14 protein-coding genes and 1 pseudogene are annotated in these 16,616 nt (G+C 69.5%); 7 read left to right on the top strand and 8 right to left on the bottom strand.

The annotated features are described in order from the left end of the window. Nucleotides 1–69 precede the first annotated feature (69 nt). Nucleotides 70–192, top strand: a pseudogene (locus ACZ60W_RS30045) (HU family DNA-binding protein); the annotation flags it as partial. A 207-nt stretch (nt 193–399) separates the two neighbouring features. On the opposite strand, the gene ACZ60W_RS30040 reads toward ACZ60W_RS30045, so the two are convergent. Both ACZ60W_RS30040 and ACZ60W_RS30035 read right to left on the bottom strand, forming a co-directional pair. Continuing rightward, on the bottom strand, nt 400–738 hold the full coding sequence (locus ACZ60W_RS30040; protein WP_469758531.1) for a DUF3140 domain-containing protein: 339 nt from the start codon (nt 736–738) through the stop codon (nt 400–402). Between the two features lie 343 nt (nt 739–1,081). Beyond that, nucleotides 1,082–2,176, bottom strand: a complete 1,095-nt coding sequence (locus ACZ60W_RS30035) for a carboxylate-amine ligase (RefSeq protein WP_469758530.1) — start codon at nt 2,174–2,176, stop codon at nt 1,082–1,084. A gap of 227 nt (nt 2,177–2,403) precedes the next feature. Here ACZ60W_RS30035 and ACZ60W_RS30030 point away from each other — a divergent pair, with 227 nt between their 5' ends. Then, nucleotides 2,404–2,628 (top strand): DUF6480 family protein, encoded by a 225-nt coding sequence (locus ACZ60W_RS30030; RefSeq protein ID WP_469758529.1) that lies wholly within the window; start codon nt 2,404–2,406, stop codon nt 2,626–2,628. 70 nt (nt 2,629–2,698) lie between these two features. Here ACZ60W_RS30030 and ACZ60W_RS30025 read toward each other — a convergent pair whose 3' ends face one another. The 4 genes from ACZ60W_RS30025 to ACZ60W_RS30010 all read right to left on the bottom strand — a co-directional run bounded on the left by ACZ60W_RS30025 (nt 2,699) and on the right by ACZ60W_RS30010 (nt 6,420). Beyond that, the gene (locus ACZ60W_RS30025; protein ID WP_469758528.1) at nt 2,699–3,721 is read right to left on the bottom strand and encodes an iron-containing redox enzyme family protein; all 1,023 of its coding nucleotides are present in this window, start codon (nt 3,719–3,721) and stop codon (nt 2,699–2,701) included. After that, complete coding sequence (locus ACZ60W_RS30020) at nt 3,721–3,912, bottom strand: CDGSH iron-sulfur domain-containing protein (RefSeq protein ID WP_469758555.1); 192 nt, start codon at nt 3,910–3,912, stop codon at nt 3,721–3,723. Before ACZ60W_RS30020 ends, ACZ60W_RS30025 begins: the two co-directional genes overlap by 1 nt. A gap of 31 nt (nt 3,913–3,943) precedes the next feature. Further along, a complete protein-coding gene (locus ACZ60W_RS30015; protein ID WP_469758527.1) occupies nt 3,944–4,630 on the bottom strand; it encodes a HemK2/MTQ2 family protein methyltransferase in 687 nt (228 codons plus the stop codon). 323 nt (nt 4,631–4,953) lie between these two features. Then, nucleotides 4,954–6,420 carry an aminotransferase class I/II-fold pyridoxal phosphate-dependent enzyme gene (locus ACZ60W_RS30010; protein WP_469758554.1) on the bottom strand — a complete coding sequence of 489 codons (1,467 nt, stop codon included), beginning with the start codon at nt 6,418–6,420 and terminating at the stop codon, nt 4,954–4,956. 638 nt (nt 6,421–7,058) lie between these two features. Between ACZ60W_RS30010 and ACZ60W_RS30005 the strand changes: the two genes are divergently transcribed. From ACZ60W_RS30005 to ACZ60W_RS29985, 5 genes are all read left to right on the top strand, one after another. Then, nucleotides 7,059–8,873 carry a thiamine pyrophosphate-requiring protein gene (locus tag ACZ60W_RS30005; protein ID WP_469758526.1) on the top strand — a complete coding sequence of 605 codons (1,815 nt, stop codon included), beginning with the start codon at nt 7,059–7,061 and terminating at the stop codon, nt 8,871–8,873. 371 nt (nt 8,874–9,244) lie between these two features. Then, a complete protein-coding gene (locus tag ACZ60W_RS30000) occupies nt 9,245–9,652 on the top strand; it encodes an ATP-binding protein (RefSeq protein WP_469758525.1) in 408 nt (135 codons plus the stop codon). A 396-nt stretch (nt 9,653–10,048) separates the two neighbouring features. Next, a complete protein-coding gene (locus ACZ60W_RS29995) occupies nt 10,049–10,396 on the top strand; it encodes an STAS domain-containing protein (RefSeq protein WP_469758524.1) in 348 nt (115 codons plus the stop codon). Between the two features lie 506 nt (nt 10,397–10,902). Next, on the top strand, nt 10,903–13,263 hold the full coding sequence (locus ACZ60W_RS29990; RefSeq protein WP_469758523.1) for a phosphoketolase family protein: 2,361 nt from the start codon (nt 10,903–10,905) through the stop codon (nt 13,261–13,263). Between the two features lie 568 nt (nt 13,264–13,831). Next, nucleotides 13,832–14,623 (top strand): VOC family protein, encoded by a 792-nt coding sequence (locus ACZ60W_RS29985; RefSeq protein WP_469758522.1) that lies wholly within the window; start codon nt 13,832–13,834, stop codon nt 14,621–14,623. A 506-nt stretch (nt 14,624–15,129) separates the two neighbouring features. Here the strand turns inward: ACZ60W_RS29985 and ACZ60W_RS29980 are convergent. Continuing rightward, complete coding sequence (locus tag ACZ60W_RS29980; protein WP_469758521.1) at nt 15,130–15,867, bottom strand: hypothetical protein; 738 nt, start codon at nt 15,865–15,867, stop codon at nt 15,130–15,132. A 396-nt stretch (nt 15,868–16,263) separates the two neighbouring features. Next, complete coding sequence (locus ACZ60W_RS29975; protein ID WP_469758520.1) at nt 16,264–16,446, bottom strand: hypothetical protein; 183 nt, start codon at nt 16,444–16,446, stop codon at nt 16,264–16,266. Nucleotides 16,447–16,616 lie beyond the last annotated feature (170 nt).

The following is a 16,616-nucleotide window of genomic DNA, read 5'->3' as shown; positions in this document are numbered from 1 at the left end:
GGTTCCTCCGGCGTGGTGGCCGAGCCGCGTTACGGGCGGGAGGGCCCACAGATGCGGAGTGCTCCACCCATGAACCGCAGTGAGCTGAGCGCCGCCCCGGCCGACCGCGCCGAGGTGACCCGCAAGGACGCCGACGCTCTGCTGACGGCGCTCGCCGCGACCGTCGGCGACGTCGTCGCCAAGGGCGACGAGTAGCCCCACCACCCCGCTGGGACCCGACCGCCCTGCCACTGGACAGCCGTACCACCGGCGGGGCGAGAAACCGCCGTCTTCCCCCAGGGGCAGTGCCTGTTCCCCGTACGCAAGACAGGGGCCCGGTCGATGCAGGGCTCCCGTCCTGTTCGCCTACCGCCGTCGTCAGCCGGACAGGAGCGCGCCCATGAGCGGCGAGGGCACGTCTCAATCGGCAAGGGGGTCGTGCCCCCAGTTCATGAGCGAGTGGCGCCAGGTGGTGTCCCGTACATCGCCGGAAGGCCGCTGTGCCAGATGGCGGCGGACGTAGCCGTTGACCTTCGCCATGTGCTGATAGTCCGCGTCGGTCAGATCGCTCTTCGTCTTGCGCAGGATTTCGACGATGTGGCGGCCAGAGGCGTGGCCGGTCGACTCATGGCCCCCCTTGTGCTCGCCGGCGTCCTTCGACGTACTGGTGTCGAGCCAGCGCTCCAGCTCCGCCGGCGGCATGTTGACCAGCTCGCGGAAGCTGTCCCATGTCTCGCGCTTGTCGTTCTCACGTCCCACGAGGTCTCCTCATCCTTCTTCTGCAGCGCACCGCGCCCAAGCCTGAGGCGAGACTTTCACCGGGCCGCTCTCGACTCTGAGCGCACGCGCCTCTTCCCGCACCTCGGGGGCGACGACGAACACCACGTCCGGACCGCCACCGGAGGGTTCGACGCCAGCAGCGGGTGTCTTCGCCGGGCTCACCCGATGGGTCCGTGTGCCCCTGATGGAGCGGAGCAGCTGCGCAGCGCAGTCCCGGGGGCGCTCGGGGCCCTGACCGGCACGCGCGCCGAGCGACTCGACGCGGTCCCGCAACGCCGATTCCATAGGCGGCCTGCCCGCCGGGCGTCGTCGGCCACGCTGGTCATGCGGACCCGCCGGCCCCGGTCACCAGGTCGATCAGCCCCGGCAGGCCCGCCTCGTCCAGGGCGCGACGCTGGCGCTCGGCGGGCGTGCCGTGCTCCAGGAGCCGATGGACGAGGCCGCCCACCTCCTGAAGATCACCCGCCTCCTCGAGGGCGGGTGTGATGTGCCGCAGCAGGGCGTACAGCACGTCTCCGCTGGGATGGGGGCGGCCGCGGGGATCCAGCAGGTTGCCGCTCAGGCCGTGCCGGGCTGCGTACCAGTTCGCGGCGTGTGCCAGTTCCGGCGTCAACACCGGCAGGGGGATGCCCCTCTGCTCCTCCACGATCGCCGTGGCCACCAGCCCCCGGACGATACCGGCGAACATGACGGCGTCGTCAGCACGAAGCTGGACGTCTGGGCAGCGCACCTCGACGGTGGGATAGCGATCGGACAACCGTGACTGCCAGTAGACCTGCCCGCGGTCAGCGATCACCCCCGATGCCACCAGCCGATCGAGGTGGTCTTCGTAGTCGCGGACCCCGTGGAAGTGCGGCGGAGGGCCGCTGACAGGCCACCGGCCGAACAGGATGGTGCGCCAGCTCGAGAAACCGGTGTCCCGACCGTCCCACAGGGGCGAGTTGGCCGACATCGCCAGCAGGGTGGGCAGCCACCCCCGGATGCGGTTCAGCACCGCCACGCCCGTCTCCGGGTCGGGGACCCCCACATGTACGTGCATCCCGCAGATCAGCTGTTCGTCCACCAGCCGGCGGGCGTCGTCCTCCATTCGCAGGTAGCGCGGTGTGGGGGTCACGGGTACGGGCTTGCCGCCGTGCAGGGGAGCGGCCCCCGTGGCAGCCACCCGGCAGCCGCCGGCCTCGGCGGCCTCGGCGACCGCGTGGCGCAGGCGGAGCAAGTGGCCACCCACTTCGTCGAGGGTCCGGCACACGGGCGTGGCCACCTCGATCTGGGCCTGCAGCAGCTCGTCCTGGATCTCGGCCCCTTCGGCGAAGGGGCCGAGCCCCGCCACGCGGCGCACCTCCCTGACCACTGGGGCCGGGACGGCCGTCACCGGATCCACCAGCAGATACTCCTCCTCCACGCCCACCGAGATCACCGTCGGCACCTACCCGGAGGCCTCATGATCACTCGCCGTTCAACCCCTGCCGATGACCGGCTCGCGGACTGCCCCCCCCTGCACCGCGTGCCTCTCACGCGCGGCTTGCGGCGCATGCGAGGAGGGACCGTTTTGCATGGCTCCGTGGTGGACAGACGCCAGGCGCCGAGCCTCATCCGATGAGCGTCGTCCGTCCCCCCGCTCGCGACCCGCCGGAGATGACCGTCATGACGGGACCCAGTAACCCCGACCCCGCCCCCGATCCCCGCATCCCCACCGACGACACAGGCTCCGGGACTCCGCCGGCCGAGTCGGGCACGAGCACGGGCACCGGCCCGTACCGTCCGCCGCGGCGAGGCTGGGCTGCCGGCCCCTTGGTGATCATCTGGTCACTGACCGCCCTGTTCGCCCTGTTCTTCCTGGTGTACGCGATCATCCTCGCCACGGACTGACCCGCACACCGGCGGTTCACTCAAGGACGGCGCTGTGGAGGACGGCGCCATGGCGGTTCCGTCGGAGACCTCACGCGAGCGGGTGGCGCAGTGCACTGTGTCCCAGGTCCCACGCCTTGCGGATGTGGTCGGCGAGCCGGTCCTCCAACAGGACCGTCGCCGCGCAGCCGAAGGCGATGTCGGCCTCCAGAGCAGGTTCCTCGGCCAGCAGTCCGCCGACCACGCCGTGGCGCACCACCTGTTCGTGGACGGCGTCGGCTTCGACGTGTTCGGCGTAGAAGTGTTCTGCGGCGGCTCCCGCCTCACAGCGGCGCATCGCCTTGGCCAAACGCCGAGATCCGGGTGACGACGTGATCTCCACGCAGGCGAAGTGGCCGACGAGGGCCCCTCGCAGGGCCCGATGCAGCCCGAAGAGGGACATCACGTTCACGGTCGCCAGGAGCGGCGCCGGTGCGTGATCCACATACCGGCCGTAGGTGCAGTCGAGGCCGAGATCGTCCAAAAGGTTTGCGAAGAGCCCGGCGTGGATGCGCTCGGCGCGGCCGGCACCGAACTCGTCGTACTCGATGGCGACCATGGATGCTTTGGCCCGTCCGGTGAGCCGCGGAATCACCCACACGTGCGGGTCGGCCTCTTTGAGGTGGTACAGCGAGCGCAGCGCCGCGTACTCCCGCAGGTGCCACAGTTCGCCGTCGGTCTCCAGGCGGTGGCTGAGGCTACCGCTGAGATCCACTGGCTCGATGAGAAGAGGCCCCAGAGCATCCGTGACCGTCCGTGGCGCATCGGAGAGCTCCGCACGCAATGCGTCGAGGAATCGTCCTTCCACCGCCCGGCGCAGCCGCAGCAGGTCGGGGTCCCACTCGCGGGCGTCGTCCACTTCCTCGAAGCCCCGGTAGTGCAGCTCGTACAGGAGGTAGAGGGCGAGCTGGAGGTCCTCGCCCCAGGGATCGGCTCCGGTCACGGCCGCGGCTGCGTACCGGGGAGGACCGCCCGACCTCAGGGCCCGGAGCACGGCACGGGACAGCTCGCCCCGCTCCTCCGCGAGGCGAGGCGGTCGGGCGGCGACCGAGGCGCTCCGACTGGCGGGGGGCATCAGGGCTTCCCACTCTCCTTCGGCGGGTCGGTTCGCCCGCGGCGGCGGTGGCTGGTGTCGCACCAGGGGTATGTGCGACTGCGCCGGCACGCACAGACGGCGACGGCGAAACGGTCGGAGCGGGCGACCGACCCGTCGTCCAGGACCACCTCCACGGGGCCTTCCACAAGGACAGGCCCCTGCGGGTCCACGAACACCTGCCGGGCGGGCGTCCGGCTCGGCTCAGGGGTTGCAGGCACGGATGACCACCAGTTCCTCTCGCTGCTCGTCTTCACTCGCCAGTCCTCGCCTTTCCAGCCACGCCCGCCGTGAACGCAGGACCGGTCCCCACGGGACGGAGGCCCGCGCGGTGATCGCGGCGGACAACCCCTCGCCGGTCAGCCGGCCCACCGTCGTCTCCGCCCCGCACATGCCCGAGTGCACCATGAGCAGGACACCACCGGGGCGCAGCAAGGTCGGCGCTGCCGCGCAGATACGGTCGATCACGAGGCGCCCGTCAGGGCCGGCGTCCCACGCCCGCTGCGGACCTCGCAGGGGCAACCGGGCCTGTGGAGCCGGCACGTACGGCGGGTTGGACACGACCAGATCGAAGCGTCGCCCCTTCGTCCGCGCCGCGAAGTCGCCGTGCAGGGTACGCAAGGGCAGTCGGCGGACCAGGGCGTTCACCCGTGCCGTCGCCACCGCGGCCCAGGAGACGTCGACCGCCGTCACTGCGGCGCCCCTGCGCGCGGCATTGAGGCCCAGCGCACCGGTCCCGGTGCCGATCTCCAGGACGTCCGTGAGGGGTCCGACCTCCTCCCGGGCCAGGGCCGCCGCGAGCAGACGCGTGTCCGCCTGGGGCCGGTAGACGCTCGGGAGGGCGACCAGGCCGCTGGGAAGCGACCCCGAGGTCAGAGTCGTACTGGACATCGACTGCCTCATCTCCGGGTTCGAACGAGCTCGCACAGGAGCCGTGTGCGTGGGCTACGGGGCTACGGGCGGCGATTGCCCCGGACAGGGCTGCGCACACGTCCTTCAGAAGATCTTGGAGACGGGCGATGATTCCCGCACCGGCGGCGTTCCCTCTGCCTCTCGCGCCGACCGTCGCGACGGCATCCCCGCCGTGGACAGCAACGTCCTCGGTGACGACGAGGCCAGCTCCAGAAGGCAACGGACGGGAAGGGGGCTTGCGCGCCGATGGACTGGCCGCCTGTCCGAACGGCGAGCCGCTGATGCCACGGCCCTCCGCGGCATCACTCATCCCGCACGACCCGGACACTCGTGACGTCGGTGTCGACCGCGTCGGGCACGACCATGCCGGCCTTCACGCCGGTCCGCAGGTAGCGCAGCACATCGCCGTTCAGACGTTCCCCCGGCACCACCGCCGGAATGCCCGGAGGATAAGGAGTCAGCATCTCGGCGGCGATCCGCCCGTCCGCCTTCTCCCAGGGGACCTGCTCCGTCCGGCCGAAGAAGGCGTCGCGCGGAAGCATCACCTGCTCCAGTCGCAGCGTCGGCGGCGGAGGGACCTCGGCGGGTCGGCCTGTACGCAGCTCCGCGCGGTGCCCGGACAGGTCCGTCAGGCCCGCCACCAGCGCTTCCACCGTGTCAGCGTCGTCGGCGTGGGTGAGCTGCGCGCTGATGCGACGGTGGTCGGCGACGTGGAGGTTGATGCGGTGGTGCGCACGGAGCCAGTCGGCGGCCCGGTAGCCGGTCACCTCCCAGGCGCTGATGTCGATGATGATCTGGAGCGGATCCATGTCCGCTGCCCTTCCCGGTCCGCAGAAGTCGTCGCGGTCGTTCACGTGGATGCCGTCGATCCTGGAGATGCGCTCGCAGGCCTCACGAGCGAGGGCCAGCGCGTGGTCGTAGAGAGCCTCGCCGTGTTCCACCATCTGACGGCGCCAGCCGTCCAGAGCTCCGTACATGAGCACGGAGGGGCTGGTGGTGCCCAGCAGATCCTCGCGACTCCTGAGTACCTCAGGTCGCACCAGCTCTCCCTGGAGGTGGAACACGGAGCTCTGCTCCAGGCCGGAGCCCATTTTGTGGACGGATGTGACGCATACGTCGGCCCCGGCGTCCATCGCCCAGGTGGGAAGGGCGGGGTGGAACGGCAGGTGGGCACCCCATGCCTCGTCGACGATCAGGGGCCGTTCCCGCCGGTGACAGACCTCGGCGATCGCGGACAGATCCGAACAGGTGCCGTAGGGAGTCGGGGTCGTCACCAGCGCGCCCCTGGCGTCGTCGTGTTCGGCGAACGCCGCCTCGAACGCCTCGGCAGTCGGTGGGTGGGCCAGATGGCGATCGGCATCCCACTGGGGGTCCACCCATGCGGGCTCGATCCCCGAGAGGATCAGGCCGGACACCACGGACTTGTGGGCGTCCCGGCCCACCAGCAGCTTCTCGTGCGGCCCTGCCACGGACAGCATCGCCGACTTCACCGAGAGGGAACTGCCGCAGGTGGAGAAGAAGGCGTGGTCAGCGCCGACGGCCTCGGCCATCAGCGCTTGGGCCTCCTCCAGCACGTGCTGGGAGGACGTGCGGTCGTCCAGCCCGCTGGTGGCCAGGACATCGGCCCGGAACACCGCCGCGCCGAGTACGGCTCGCACTCTGGGATCAGCGCCCTTCCCCTGCTTGTGTCCGGGCGGCGTGTAGGGGGTCTGGCCCTTCGCGTGATAGGCCGCCAACGCATCGAGAACGGGTGTTTTCGACTGGTCCATAGCACGCGCCTGCCCTGCGGCCGACAACGAAAACGGAGATCCGGCGGCACCGCTCCCTTCACTGGGGCTCCCGATCACCGGAAGCGATCGACACTTCCGTTCGCCCCGCACGGCCAATCCCGTCTTGCGCAAGCGATTCCTCTGCGCGGTTCGCTGAACGTTTCCGCCGACGTACTGCGGTTAGGCGCGGCATACGAGCAGTGGGTCATCGCGCTGCTCCTGCGCTTGCCGCGCGATCGGAGACGAGAGTGACGATTTTCGGGACTGTGGCTTTCGGCGTCGCGGCGTCGGTGGAGGCCGTGTGTGGGCGGCGGACGGACGGATTCGACTCACACCTGGCAGCCGGGGCACGGGCTCCGAGAGCGTCTCTGACCGCAGTCACATGCCGTTGGTAACCGTGGTTCACGCAGCGAGCAGTCAAGAGCTGACGCGGTGGCCCTGCGCGCGCTTGGGCGACCCGATCCTCCAGACGTCCGTCGCCCAGCCGCACGACCCTGCCGGCGGAACCTGGTGCCGCTGACCACGTCCACCGTGAGCGCCCGCGCAGCAGCCGGCTTCGGTCCTGTGCGTCGGTCCCACGCCCGCAGGTCGGCTTGCTGACGGATGAGCCGCCTGCCCCAGCCACGAGAAGGAGCATCATGTCGATCAAGGTCTCCGACTTCATCCTCCAGCGTCTACGGGAATGGGGGGTGGAGCACGTCTTCGGCTATCCCGGTGACGGGATCAACGGCCTGCTGGCCGCGTGGGGCCGCGCCGAGGACGAACCCCGGTTCGTCCAGTCGCGCCACGAGGAGATGTCCGCCTTCGAAGCGGTCGGCTACGCCAAGTTCTCCGGCCGGGTCGGAGTCTGCGCGGCCACCTCCGGACCGGGCGCCATCCACCTCCTCAACGGCCTGTACGACGCCAAACTTGACCACGTACCGGTCGTCGCGATCGTGGGCCAGACCAACCGCAGCGCGATGGGCGGCTCCTATCAGCAGGAAGTCGACCTGCTCAGCCTCTACCAGGACGTGGCCTCGGACTTCTGCGAGATGATCACCGTCCCCGAGCAACTGCCCAACGTCATCGACCGGGCGATGCGTACCGCGTACGCCAAGCGGACCGTGACCGCGGTCATCGTGCCGGCCGACGTCCAGGAACTGGACTACACCCCGCCCACGCACGCCTTCAAGATGGTCCCCTCCAGCCTCGGCAGCCCCACCTACGCCCCCGTGCCCGCCGAGGAGGACCTCGCAAGGGCAGCCGGCGTCCTCAACGAGGGCGAGAAGGTCGCCGTCCTGATCGGCCAGGGTGCCCGCCACGCCCGGCCGGAGGTCGAAGTGCTGGCGGACACCCTGGGCGCCGGCGTGGCCAAAGCCCTGCTCGGCAAGGATGCCCTTCCCGACGACCTCCCCTACGTCACCGGCTCGATCGGGCTGCTGGGCACCCGCCCGTCCTACGAGATGATGCGGGACTGCGACACCCTCCTGGTGGTGGGCTCCAGCTTCCCCTACAGCCAGTTCCTCCCCGAGTTCGACCAGGCCCGCGCGGTGCAGATCGACATCGACCCCTTCATGGTCGGCCTGCGCTACCCCTTCGAGGTCAACCTCGTCGGGGACGCCAAACAGACGCTGCAGGCACTCCTGCCGCAGCTGAAGCCCAAGAAGCACGGATCCTGGCGCAAGAAGATCGAGAAGGACACGGCGCGCTGGTGGCAGGTCATGGAACGGCGCGCGGGCGTCGACGCCGACCCCATCAACCCCGAATACGTCGTGCACGCCCTCGACGCGCTGCTGCCCGACGATGTGATCCTCGCCGCCGACTCCGGCTCGGCGGCGAACTGGTACGCGCGGCACCTGCGGATGCGGGGGACCATGCGCGGCTCACTGTCAGGGACCCTGGCCACCATGGGACCCGGGGTGCCGTACGCCATCGGTGCCAAGTTCGCCCACCCCGACCGTCCGGCGGTGGCGATCGTCGGTGACGGAGCCATGCAGATGAACGGACTGGCCGAACTCATCACCGCCGCGAAATACCACCAGGAGTGGACGGACCCGCGCCTGGTCGTAGCGGTCCTCAACAACCAGGACCTCAACCAGGTCACCTGGGAGATGCGCGCGATGTCCGGCGCTCCGCAGTTCCTGCCCTCCCAGGCACTGCCCGACATCCCCTACGCCGACTTCGCCCGCTCCATCGGGTTGGGCGGGGTGCGCGTGGAGGAACCGGCCGGCGTCGCTGCCGCGTGGAAGGAAGCTCTGGGCGCGGACCGTCCCTTCGTCATCGACTTCCGCACCGACCCTGCCGTCCCCCCTGTCCCGCCCCACGCCGACCTCGACCAGATCGAAGCCACCGCCGCCTCGATCCTCAAAGGCGACAGCGACCGCACCGGCATGATCCGCCAAGGCATCAAGGCCAAGATCCAAGAGATGCTGCCGGGCAGGAGCCATGCCCACCGCGGTGGCGGAGACGCCTGAAGGGACTGCACCCTCACATGGGATTGCGCCCGCGTGAGGAGGCGGCGGCGGAACCGCCATGTCGTCAGGTACGCAACTGCGGTCCAAAACCTGCGAACCAAGCCGTGGGCCCTCTGACGACGCACATCCCTTCGCTGTTCCTTGGCAGGGCTCCGCCTAGTCAGCCTAGGCTGCCAGGTAGGACGTTTGAGCGAGCGCTGTCGGCCACCTGTGTGGCCGGGATGTACCCGGACGGCGTTGCGGCCGGCCTCCGGCGAGTGAGGGACCGCTCGTGGGGTACCCGCGCCGCGGAGACCGAAATGAGGGCGAACTCAGTGGGATCCCATGCCGGCGGTGACGGTGATGACCAGCCTCCGCCCGACGGATGTCTGATGCGAGCCGCCTATGAGTGGGGCGGCGAGGGAAGCTGTATCGCCGACGCCCGGCGGCGTGCTTCCGCCTTCCTGGATCAGGCCAGCATCGAACACCGCGTGCCGGTGTCGCAGCGGACACGGGATCTGGCTCAGCTGGTCGTCAGTGAGTTGGTCACCAACGCGTGCAAGTACGCACCCGGTCCCGTTCTGATGGAGCTGCGCATCAGCGCCGACCATGTGGACGTCGTGGTCTGGGACAGCGATCCGGCCATCCCCGCCGCCCGGCCCGCTGATCCGGGCCGCGTCGGCCAGCACGGCATGGAGATCATCAAGGCGGTCACCGACGAACTGTTCACAGAGCAGGAGCTGCTCGGCAAGCGCATCACCGCCCGCCTCGCGCTGAGCGATACCCCCAGCCTGGCATGACGGCGCAAGACGATAGCGGCCGCAGTGCTTGCGAGCGGCTCTCTCGTCTCGTCCACTCCTCCACCCAGTCCGCCGTGGACACTGGATCCGCACTGGTCCTGGAAGCAAGCCCCTGCCCACCGCCGCCGTGTCAGCCAGTCCGCTCGGGAAGCTGGCCCCTTCTTTTTTGCCTGATACTTGCCCCTCGGCAACTGTGTGGTCTGGTCACTGTTCGGAAGGTGTGGGACGCTGACAGGACAAGAGACCGGCCGCTGGTCACGAAGGCGGCCTTTGGGATGCAGGAGTTGCCCCCACTCCGGGCACCTTCATCCCGCCATCGTCGGCCACCCCCGTCTTCCGAGATGCGGGGTGATTCGTCTTTGGGCTCATCGACCCCCGGAAGGGGGCGTGCCCAGCATGAACATCACCACCACGATCGCCGGCACCACTGCCCGCATCACTCCGCACGGGGAGATCGACTTCCACACCCTGCCCCCCTTGCACTCGGCCATCGATCGGCTGCCCTCCCACGTCACCGACTTGCTATGGGACCTGGAGTATCTGCTCTTCACCGATGTCGCCGGCCTCCACCTCATATTCGGCCCCGCCCCCCATGGCCACCTCAGCTACAGAACGACAGCGACGAACCTGCGGGAGCAGCCCCTGCAGCTCCTGCTCACCGCCGCCGAACTGTTCCCCGACGCCTATGACGTCTCCCGCCTGATTCCCCACACCCCCGCCGACCTCACCACCCCCAGGGCCTGAGCACCGAGTCGGGCCTGCTCGGTGCATGCCCTTCGGTGGCGCGCGGGGGCAGCACCTTTCAGGAAGAGTTCCCGGACGTCCCGGTGCTGTATTTGCCCGGCCTGCTGCGTCGTGCGAATGGTCCACTCGGCCAGATCTCGGCGCATCGGGACCGAGCCCTCCCCGCACGGGTCGTGCAACCGCGTCAGCCCTTCCCGGGCCGTCTCGGTTCACCGGTGTGGAGACAGAGCCGGTCAGGTGGCGGTGGGGTGTGGGAAGGGCGGGGAGGGGAAGACGCACAGCGTAGGAAGGAGGCGACGGTGATGACTGCGATGAAACTGATCAGACGTCCTGCTCCGAAGCAGCCCCGGCCTCCCCTCGACCTGCGGACTCCCTCCGGGCGGCCGCTGCCCTACTGAACCTGCGGGGTACTCCGCGGCCGCTTCCGCGGCCGACCCGGTTGATGCCGGAGCTGCGGGGCAGGCGCCGGGTGAAAGGTGTACTCCCGGCCCGAGCGGAGCGACTTCGTGACCGAGCCCAGCCATCAGCCGCGGAACCCGGACACCCGCATGTACCGCAGGGCCGCCGACTACGTGGCGGCCGCCCTGATCTTCCTACAGGACAACGTGCTGCTGGAGCGCCCCCTGCGGCCTGAGCACGTCAAACCGCGACTGCTGGGTCACTGGGGGACCTGTCCCGGCATCACCAGGGTCTACAGCGCCCTCAACACACTGATCCGGGAACGCGACTCCGACGTCTTGCTGGTCACCGGGCCGGGCCATGGTGCGCCGGCCCTGCAAGCCAACCTCTGGCTCGAAGGCACACACGAGGAGTACGACCCGGCCTTGTCGCGGAACGCGGCGGGGCTGCGCGAGCTGGCCCGGCGCTACTGCGCCCCTGACGGATTTCCCAGCCACCTCTCGCCCTCCGTTCCCGGCACTCTGCATGAGGGCGGCGAACTCGGATACGCCCTGGCGACGGCCTTCGGCGCGGCACTGGACGCCCCTGACCGGATCGTCGCCTGCATCGTCGGCGACGGCGAGGCGGAGACGGGCCCCACGGCCGGAGGCTGGCACTCGAGCAAGTTCCTCGACCCGGTGACCGGGGGAGCGGTGCTGCCCGTCCTGCACCTCAACGGTTTCAAGATCTCCTCGCCCACCGTGTTCGCGACGATGTCCGACGAGGAGCTGACCGATCTTTTCAGCGGGTACGGCTGGGACCCGCGGATCGTGGACGTCACCGGTGACGAGCAGGGCGACCACCTCGACACGGCAGTTCTCGACGCCCACACCGCTCTTCGCGACATCCAAAACCGAGCCCGGTCGGGCGACAACTCTGCCCGCACGGCCTGGCCCATGATCGTGCTGCGCAACCTCAAGGGCGAAGGCGCCCCCACACAGGTCGAGGGCACGGCGATCGAGGGCACCTTCCACGCTCATCAGGTGCCCCTGCCCGACGTCCGCGACGACCCGGAGCAGCTGGGAGCCCTCGAGACATGGCTGCGTTCCTACCGGCCCCAAGACCTGTTCGACGCGGACGGGGAGCCCGTCCCGGACGTCCTGGCCTGCGTTCCCGACGGCTCCCGCAGGATCGGACTGCAGCCCGCCGCCAACGGCGGCCGCCTGCGCCGCCCCCTTGACCTGCCGCCGCTCGAACCGTACGCGGTCGACGTCACCAAGGGGCCCGGCACGGCCACCGCGAGTCCTACCCATGTCCTCGGCGACTGGCTGGCCGAGCTGATGCGGACCAGCGCGCCCGCGCGGAACTTCCGCATCGTCTCCCCGGACGAACTGGCCTCGAACAAACTCGACGCCGTACTGCGGGCCAGTGGCCGCGCCTACGTGTGGCCAGTGGAGGAGTACTCCGAGGGGCTGGCCCGCAACGGCCGGGTGATGGAGATGCTCTCCGAGCACAACTGCCAAGGCTGGCTCCAGGGCTACCTGCTCACCGGACGCCACGGCCTCTTCCCCACCTACGAGGCGTTCGCCGCCATCGTGGACAGCATGCTCAACCAGTACGCGAAGTGGCTGAAAATGGCGCGGGAAGTGCCCTGGCGGTCGCCCGTGAGCAGCCTCATCTACCTCCTCACCAGCGAGGGATGGCGCCAGGAACACAACGGATACAGCCACCAAGGCCCGGGATTCATCAACAACATGCTCAACCGGAAGAGCAGCGTCATCGGTGTGTACCTCCCGCCCGACGCGAACACCCTCCTCGCCACGATGGAACACCTGCTGGACGAGACAGGGAAGGCCAACATCGTCGTCGCGGGCAAACACGATGCCGCCCAGTGGCTCGACCTCGACACCGCACGCACTCACCTCAACGCCGGCGCCTCCACCTGGCACTGGGCGAGCACCCCCGCAGGTGAGGACCCCGAGGTCATCCTCGCCTGCGCCGGAGGCATCCCCACGGTCGAGACGCTCGCCGCCGCAGACATGCTGCGCCGCGACCTGCCCGCAGCCAGGATCCGCGTCGTCAACGTCATCGACCTCTGTGCCCTCACACCCCCGGACCAGCACACCCACGGCATGACGTCCGGCCGGTTCCGCGACCTGTTCGGCGACGACACCCACGTCGTGTTCAACTTCCACGGCTACCCCTCGGCCGTGCACCAGCTCCTCCACGGCCGACCCCGCCCTGACCGGTTCCACGTGCACGGATACGTCGAGGAGGGCACCACGACCACCCCGTACGACCTCCTCGCCCTCAACGGAACATCCCGCCACGACCTGGCTGCCGCAGCCCTGAAGCACCTCACGCCCCAACATCCTCAAGCCGGGACTCTGGCCCAGAAGTACACCGATCGCCGTGATCGCCTGCGCGCCGAACTGCGTCGCACCGGCATAGACCCGGCCGAGATCACCGGATGGACATGGCCGGAGTGAGCGAAGCCGCACTCGTCCTCGATGCTGGCTCCTCAGGCCCCCACCCGGTCGCCCTCGACGCCTGGCACCTCGTCCTGGACTGCACACTGGTTGGAGTCTTCAGCGACCCAGCTCGCGGAGTCGATGCGACAGTGATCTTCGCCGAAGCCTGCAGCCATCAGCCCGCGGTCACGCCGGCACTGGCCACCGCGGCGGCGAGTGCGGGATGAGTCCATCAGCCGCAGCGAGCTGCGGGGCAGGGCGTCCTCGTCCGACTACAGACCGCTGATGATCAGGCCGCGTCCGCGCTACCCCACAATCAACGCCACTCTCACGCGTGAAGCCACCGAAGCAGGCCCCCAGGCAGACAGCCGTGAGGAAGCCCGGGTGTGCTGTCGCGGCAGGAGCGCGGGGCCCGGTGAGGCGCCGCATCCGCCCAGGTCAGCGCTGCTGACTTGTCGTGGCCGCAGCGCTCGCATCCATGCGCCGAGGCATGGAGCGTGCCGAAGAGGGCAGTGGCCCGGTGCAACGGTGCACCATCGCCGCAAGCGTCAGCTTCTCGCGGTGCCCCCTTTGGAGGGAGAATCCCGTGGCATTGGTGGCAGCCGACGTAATCGGCGCTCCGTGTTGGCTGAGCCTGACGGCCCGTAATCGTGAAGCCGCGGAGCGCTTCTACGAAGCCGTACTGGGCTGGAAATTCCGGCAGGGGCGCTTCGGCAGAGCCTTCTCCGTGGCCGAGATCAACGGCACTGCCGTGGCCGGCATCGGGGCAGTGGCGGGCGACTTCGCGGTGCCGGTGGCGTGGACCGCGTATTTCGCTGTCGCTGATGCCGACGCTGCGGTCGCCCGCGTCACGGAGCGGGGAGGCACCGTGGGGGTGGGGCCGGTGAGCTATCCGCCCAGTGGCCGGGCCGCCCTGGTGGCCGATCGCGAGGGTGCCGCCTTCGGTATGTGGGAAGGGGGAGTCCTCGCCGAATGGAGCGTCGGAGCCGACAGGTCTCCCGCCTGGCTCGAGCTCCGCACGACCAACGCGTTCGAGGCAGCGCTCTTCTACGGACCGGTTCTGCAGTGGGGGCAAGGCGACAGCGACAGATGCTGTGAAGCCTCCTACGAGGACGATCAGGTCGTGTTGCGCCGGCGAGGGCAACCCGTGGCCAGGCTCAACAGCGGACCGGTCGAGAAAGCCGCGCCGCATCCTCACCTGAGGCCGGGGTGGCTGGTCCACTTCATGGTTCCCGACCTGGACCGGGCGACTTCGCTGGCTCTGAAGAACGGTGGCAGCGCAGCCAGGAGTCCGGCATGGGGCGGCGACGGACAGGCGACCCTTCAAGACCCCGACGGTGGCCTGTTCGCTCTCGACCAGATGCAGGACTCGCCATGATGCTCCGCTCCAGTTCTCGCTTTATGGGCGAGGCTCCTGGAAGGGCGCTCACGACCAGCTGCTGCGAGAAGCGCCTGTCGGCACCGCGGAGAAGGGGAGGAGCGCACCGTCGATGTCGCTGACCGATGGCGTCACCAGCCTCCTGCGTACGTGAAAGCGTCCGGACGAGCTCGTCGACGAGGCCCCCTCTCCTCGTTCTGAAGGCTGCCAGGAAGTGGGAAGTCAATGTCGGACCACGGGCCGATCGCCGCCCGCTCCGTCGCCGGCCACCGCCTTCACGGGCCCAGGTCGCTGAAGCCCTCGGCCTCAAACGGACGGCGGCCACCCTCGCCTGACGCGCTATGGGAACATGAGCCGAACCCATCACCTGAAAAGCACCGACACCTGGGTCGCCGGTCGCCGGAAGGGGTTTCCCACGCGCCTGCCAGAAGGTGACCGCGCCCGGCACGATCGCCCGGACAAGCTCAGGGGCGCATCCTCCTCGTGGCCTGGGCCGGTGGCCCGCGCTACTTGTCGAGGACGCCGACCGCGTGGGCGATGACCAGGAGGGAAGTGATGAGGGCGGCGATGCTCTCAACGGCCATCAGGGCCTTGGCCCGGGTAGAGAGCGGCATGGTGTCGGTGGGGCTGAAGGCGGTGGAGTTGGTCACCGAGACGTACAGGTAGTCCATGAGCGTCGGGACCCAGTCGCTGGTACGGGAGGAGCCGTCGGCGACCTCCTCGATGGTGTCGTCGTTCTCGTCCTGGGAGAACCGGAAGTCCGCCAGAGGCAGTTCGGAGCGCTCTGCCTGGGTGCGCACCACTGGGCCGCCGCGGTCGAGCTCCCAGAACGCCAGGCCGAAGACGATGATGCCGGTGGCCCAGACCTGGAGCGCGGCGAGCAGCAGGGGACCGCCCTGCTGGGCCCTTTCGGTGACCAGGGCGTGCACGAGCAGGCCGAGCGAGACCAGGTTGCTGATGCCGATAAGGGCGACCAGTATCAGCGAAACGATCCGCGAGAAGCGGTTCTGCCTGGTCATGCGGCGCGGGTTGATCGCGATCAGCGGAATGAGCAGCAGTACCTCCAGCGCCGGCAGGACGAAGCGGGGGACGAACAGGAGCCGTTCCGGCAACACGAGGTACAGCAGGATCGCGGTCAGCGTGGCGATGACCGCGGGCAGCCGGGGCTCGCCGCGGCGTTCGTGGCGCGGGAGGCGCTCGCGTGCCTTCACCCGGCGGTCCGGGGGCATCCTGCCTGAGTCCATGAAACGTCTCCCGTAGCGGCGCGGCTGTGATCAGCGGATTCCCCGGCCCGTCCAGGTCCACTCCAACGGAGCCCGCAGAGCCACAGCGAGCACATACCTGCTGGTGGAACCCGACACCAGCTACGACGAGACTGCTGCCGACTCCATGGCGGAGTCGCGGCCGCCGGCCTGCCAGTTCGTCCTCGACGGCGCGTGCGGTGGGCAGCGGTATCCAGGACAGGGCGTACGTTGCCCGGCCCGGTGCCGCGACCGCGTCCGCCCGGGAAACGTCGACTGACTCCTCAGCCGCGGCGACGGACTGTGCCTGCCCCGCAGCGTGAGATGCCTGGGCAGGGACGTACCCCCACTGCCTCGGCGGGCGCCCTGGAAGTGCGGGGCCACTGACGGCTCGGGTCCTCAGCTTCGCCGTGCGCCGCGCAGGGCCACGCCCCACATCACGAGCGAGAGGGCGCCCAGAACAGCGATGACGAGCAGGACGGTTTTGCCCGATCCTTCCGCCATGAGCCCTTGGGCCAGGGCGAGAACCGTGACCAGGGCGCCGACGCCCATGAGAAGCCGCATCCTGGTCTTGGCGCTCACTGCTCGCACTCCTGCTCTTGCGTCTGTCAGCCGGGGAAGGCGAGAGCGGACGAGCCGACGTCACGCTGTCGCGGGGACATCTACCGTGTCGACCAGAGTCAGGCTCCGGCCGAGCGGGCCCGGCCCACCGCCCGAGGTGCTCCATCACCGTCCGGTGCATCTATCCGGGG

It is taken from the genome of Streptomyces sp. NPDC104202, from assembly GCF_055584185.1.
Note: the sequence above shows the minus strand (reverse complement) of the source record. Positions and strands in the feature narration are given on the sequence as shown.